General features: G+C 36.5%; 4 protein-coding genes. All 4 read right to left on the minus strand.

Annotated elements, in window-relative coordinates; all coding sequences use genetic code 11:
- On the minus strand, positions 1-320 hold a 320-nt coding region (locus ABZA26_RS10290), incomplete at its 3' end, for a heme-binding protein (protein ID WP_372714437.1).
- On the minus strand, positions 314-1,816 hold the full coding sequence (locus tag ABZA26_RS10295) for a tripartite tricarboxylate transporter permease (RefSeq protein WP_372714440.1): 1,503 nt from the start codon (positions 1,814-1,816) through the stop codon (positions 314-316). The genes ABZA26_RS10290 and ABZA26_RS10295, both read right to left, overlap by 7 nt.
- 21 nt (positions 1,817-1,837) lie before the next feature.
- The gene (locus ABZA26_RS10300) at positions 1,838-2,296 is read right to left on the minus strand and encodes a tripartite tricarboxylate transporter TctB family protein (RefSeq protein WP_372714438.1); all 459 of its coding nucleotides are present in this window, start codon (positions 2,294-2,296) and stop codon (positions 1,838-1,840) included.
- A gap of 79 nt (positions 2,297-2,375) precedes the next feature.
- On the minus strand, positions 2,376-3,323 hold the full coding sequence (locus ABZA26_RS10305) for a tripartite tricarboxylate transporter substrate binding protein (protein WP_372714439.1): 948 nt from the start codon (positions 3,321-3,323) through the stop codon (positions 2,376-2,378).
- Between the last annotated feature and the right edge of the window lie 305 nt (positions 3,324-3,628).

Genomic DNA, 3,628 nt, shown 5'->3' on the forward strand with positions numbered 1-3,628 from the left:
ACTGGCAGGCCTCCTCCAAAAGTAATTATTCTCCCGTTATTTGTGAGATTCAGACCAAAAAGGTCCTGTTCGGGTTTAACTTTATCAGTGAGAACATGAGTCCCTTTTTTTAGTGCTGCTGCAGTAAAAGCCTTATCAGTGGCGATGCCAACACTTGTAAAAAATGCATCCTCCATTCTATGGGTATACATTACATGACCTCCTGCATCCACAACAGTGAATACAAAAGATTTTCCTATTTCTTCTGATTTTTTCAAAGCAGCCTCACCCATAAGCATGGCTGCTTTCAGTGTCATTTTTTTTGTTTTTATAATTAACATACTTTCCTCCAAATTTCACACGAGTCAGCCCTGCTTTTTTTATAGGCAGAAAATATTGAAATAAAAGCAAGGATTAAGAATACAACCGTTATCGGTCTAGTGTATAGAAATGAATAGCTTCCTTCATACATAAGAACAGATTTTCTAAGATTCGTCTCGGCCATTGGTCCAAGAATGATCGAAAGAACAATTGGTGACTGAGGGATATCAGATTTTATCATAAAATATCCTATGATCCCAAAACCAACAGTTACTGCTACATCAAATATAGAGTTATTCATAGAATAAGACCCCACAATAGAAAGAAAAATAATGAGCGGTACAATAATATTTTTAGGTACTTCAACCACCCTACTAAATAATTTAATTCCAACAAGACCTATTATTAGCATGAAGATGTTACCTATAAACAATGCACTAAATAATCCGTATACAACTTCCGGGTTTTGCTGGAATAAAAGCGGTCCTGGAGCTAGGCCTTGTACAACAAGTGCACCTAAAAGAATCGCTGCTACTGCATCCCCTGGAACTCCAAGAGTAAGCAATGGAACAAGTGCTCCTCCTGTAACTCCGTTGTTACCAGCTTCTGGTGCTGCTATTCCTTCTAAGATACCAGTACCAAATTTTTCCGGAGTTTTAGATGACCGTTTTGCCTCATTATAGGAAACAAAAGCAGCTATATCTGCTCCGGCTCCAGGAATCGCACCGATAAAGGTTCCCATGATAGCAGATTTTATCATTGTAGGCCCAACTTGAATAAGTTCCTTTATCGAGATATATTTTTTACTTATTTTTACTTCTTCCTGCTTTTCCTTTGCTTTGTCCAAAGACTCCATTTGAAATAATGCTTCTGAAACTGCAAATAGTCCTATGAGAACAGGTATAACTTCAAAACCATTTAGCAGATCAAGGCTCCCAAATGTAAACCTAGGATAACTTGTGATAGGGTCCATTCCAACGGTAGCGACAATCAGACCAAAAAAACCAGCAAGTAGACCTTTTACTAAATTTTTTGATGATACACTAGCTATGATAGTAAGACCGAAGATAGCAAGTGCAAAATATTCTGGGGCACTAAATCTCAGTGCAAACTTGGCAAGGTAAGGAGATATAGTCATAAGCATGATTGTACTCACAAGCCCTCCGACAAATGAAGCTATTGCTGATAAACTAAGAGCTTTTGTGGCCTCACCTTTTTGAACGAGGGCATACCCGTCATAAACAGTAGCTGCAGCTGCGGGAGTTCCCGGGGTTTTTAATAAAATAGCCGCAATAGATCCCCCATATATAGCCCCTACATAAACCCCTAGTAGAAGAGCCAGACCTGAGTTAGCAGGCATTCCGAATGTAAACGGAAGTAATATGGCAACTCCCATGGTAGCAGTAAGCCCCGGAAGAGAACCGATAACAATACCACCAGTTACTCCCATTAGAAGAAATATAAGTACAGCAGGTTCTAATGTACTTTTGAAACCATTAAATATTAAAGTTAGCATTTCCATCTTATCTTCTCCTTTCTAAATCAAGAATCCTCGTGGTAAGTTTATTAAAAATAAGTTACTAAAAATAAAATATACAGCAGAAGAAAATATAACTGCTATAAGCACTTTGGTAAGCATCTTCTTTACCTTGAAAAGATGAAGGAAGATATAGCAAAAGACAACTGTGCTCACAAGGTAGCCAATAACTGTCATACAAATAACGTACAGGACAATAAGACCCATCCCCATCAATGATTTTTTCATATCACTATTAAATACTTCTGATATGTTTTCACTGAGTGATTTATCTTTAATAGAAGAGAAAATAAGAGATACCGATAAAATAATTGTAATTACAGACAGTGATATAGGAAAGAAGCTTGCCCCCAAACCTTTGTCAGCAATCAGTGTGTGTGTAAAAGAATTGGATTTTACAATTATAAAAGTACTAAAGAGAATAAATATAATTCCAATAGCTATATTTACTTTTTTCATTTATTCCTCCTAGAATTACAGATGAATTATTGGAAAAAGCTGAGCAAACATAAACACTATGTGGCTCAGCTTTTAAAGTTTACTTAAGTGCGTCTACTATTTTTTTGATTGTTTTTTCATCTTTCTTAACAAATTCAGTGAAGTCAGCAGCATTCATATATCTTATTGATGTGTTGGATTTTGTCATTATATCTATGAATGCAGGGTCCTTGATTCCAGCTTCAATAGCATCAGCTAATTTCGTTTTTACTGCATCAGGAGTTCCTTTTGGTACTCCGATTCCTCTCCATGTACCTGAAATGATGTCATATCCTTGCTCTTTCAAAGTAGGAACTTCTGGAAGAGTAGGAAATCTCTCTTCATCCATTAGACCGATAGCTCTTAATTGTCCAGACTTAATCTGAGAAATAGCTTCTCCCGGAGTTACAATAGTGAAGTCTGTGTGTCCACCAAGTACTGCAGGTATAGCTTCAGCTGCTCCGTTAAAGGGAACCTGATTAAATTTTACATTTTGATCAATCTCAATACCTAATACATAGAAGTTTGGCTGAGCTGTACTAGCCATTTTTACAGATCCAGGTTTCATTCTTGCAGCTTCAATAAGATCTTTTGCACTCTTGTACTTGGAATCTTTTGCAACTAATATGATAGCCGGCTCTAGATTGACAAGACCTAAGAGGTCAAAATCATCTGCAGTAATTTGTGCAAGATTCATGAGTGGCAAAGAAACAATTTCTCTTGTTACAACAGTAAGAGTGTATCCATCAGGTGCTGCTTTTGCTCCGGTAGTCATTCCCACAGCTCCGGCTCCGCCTGTTTTATTAGTTATAACTATAGGTTTTCCAAGTGTTTTTTCCATAGATTGAGCAATGGTTCTTCCTACAGTGTCAGTACCTCCACCGGCACCAAATGGAACGATCATTTCAATATTCTTTTGAGGGAAGCTATTTGCGTCATTTTTACTTCCGCATCCTGTGAAGGCAAGTCCAAGTATAAGGGCCAGTGCTAAAAATAGATTTTTTTTCATAATTAATTCCTCCTTTAAATTAAATAACCTAAAACACAAAACAATTTTTTAATGTTGAATCCTCTGTTGATTTAAACTCTTCTAAACATCATACCTTTCACTAAGATTCTAACTTAGAAAAAGCCGTAAGTCAACAAAAAGTTTCAAAAAAATACAAAAAACCCGCAAAAGGTATTATCTTTTGCGGGTTTTTTGTAGAAAGGTGATACCTTTAAATTTTTTCTGACTGCTTTAAATGTGACATGGTTTCTAAAAAGCTGGACTCTTCATATGCTATGGCTAGCTTTTTATTTTTATTTTCAATA

The organism is Ilyobacter sp. (genome assembly GCF_041583315.1).
GTDB lineage: Bacteria > Fusobacteriota > Fusobacteriia > Fusobacteriales > Fusobacteriaceae > Ilyobacter.

What these genes read in the sequence shown, in the direction of transcription:
- ABZA26_RS10295 (WP_372714440.1), bottom strand. Translation starts at nt 1,816, where the DNA reads ATGCTAACTTTAATATTTAATGGTTTCAAAAGTACATTAGAACCTGCT.
- ABZA26_RS10300 (WP_372714438.1), bottom strand. Translation starts at nt 2,296, where the DNA reads ATGAAAAAAGTAAATATAGCTATTGGAATTATATTTATTCTCTTTAGT.
- ABZA26_RS10305 (WP_372714439.1), bottom strand. Translation starts at nt 3,323, where the DNA reads ATGAAAAAAAATCTATTTTTAGCACTGGCCCTTATACTTGGACTTGCC.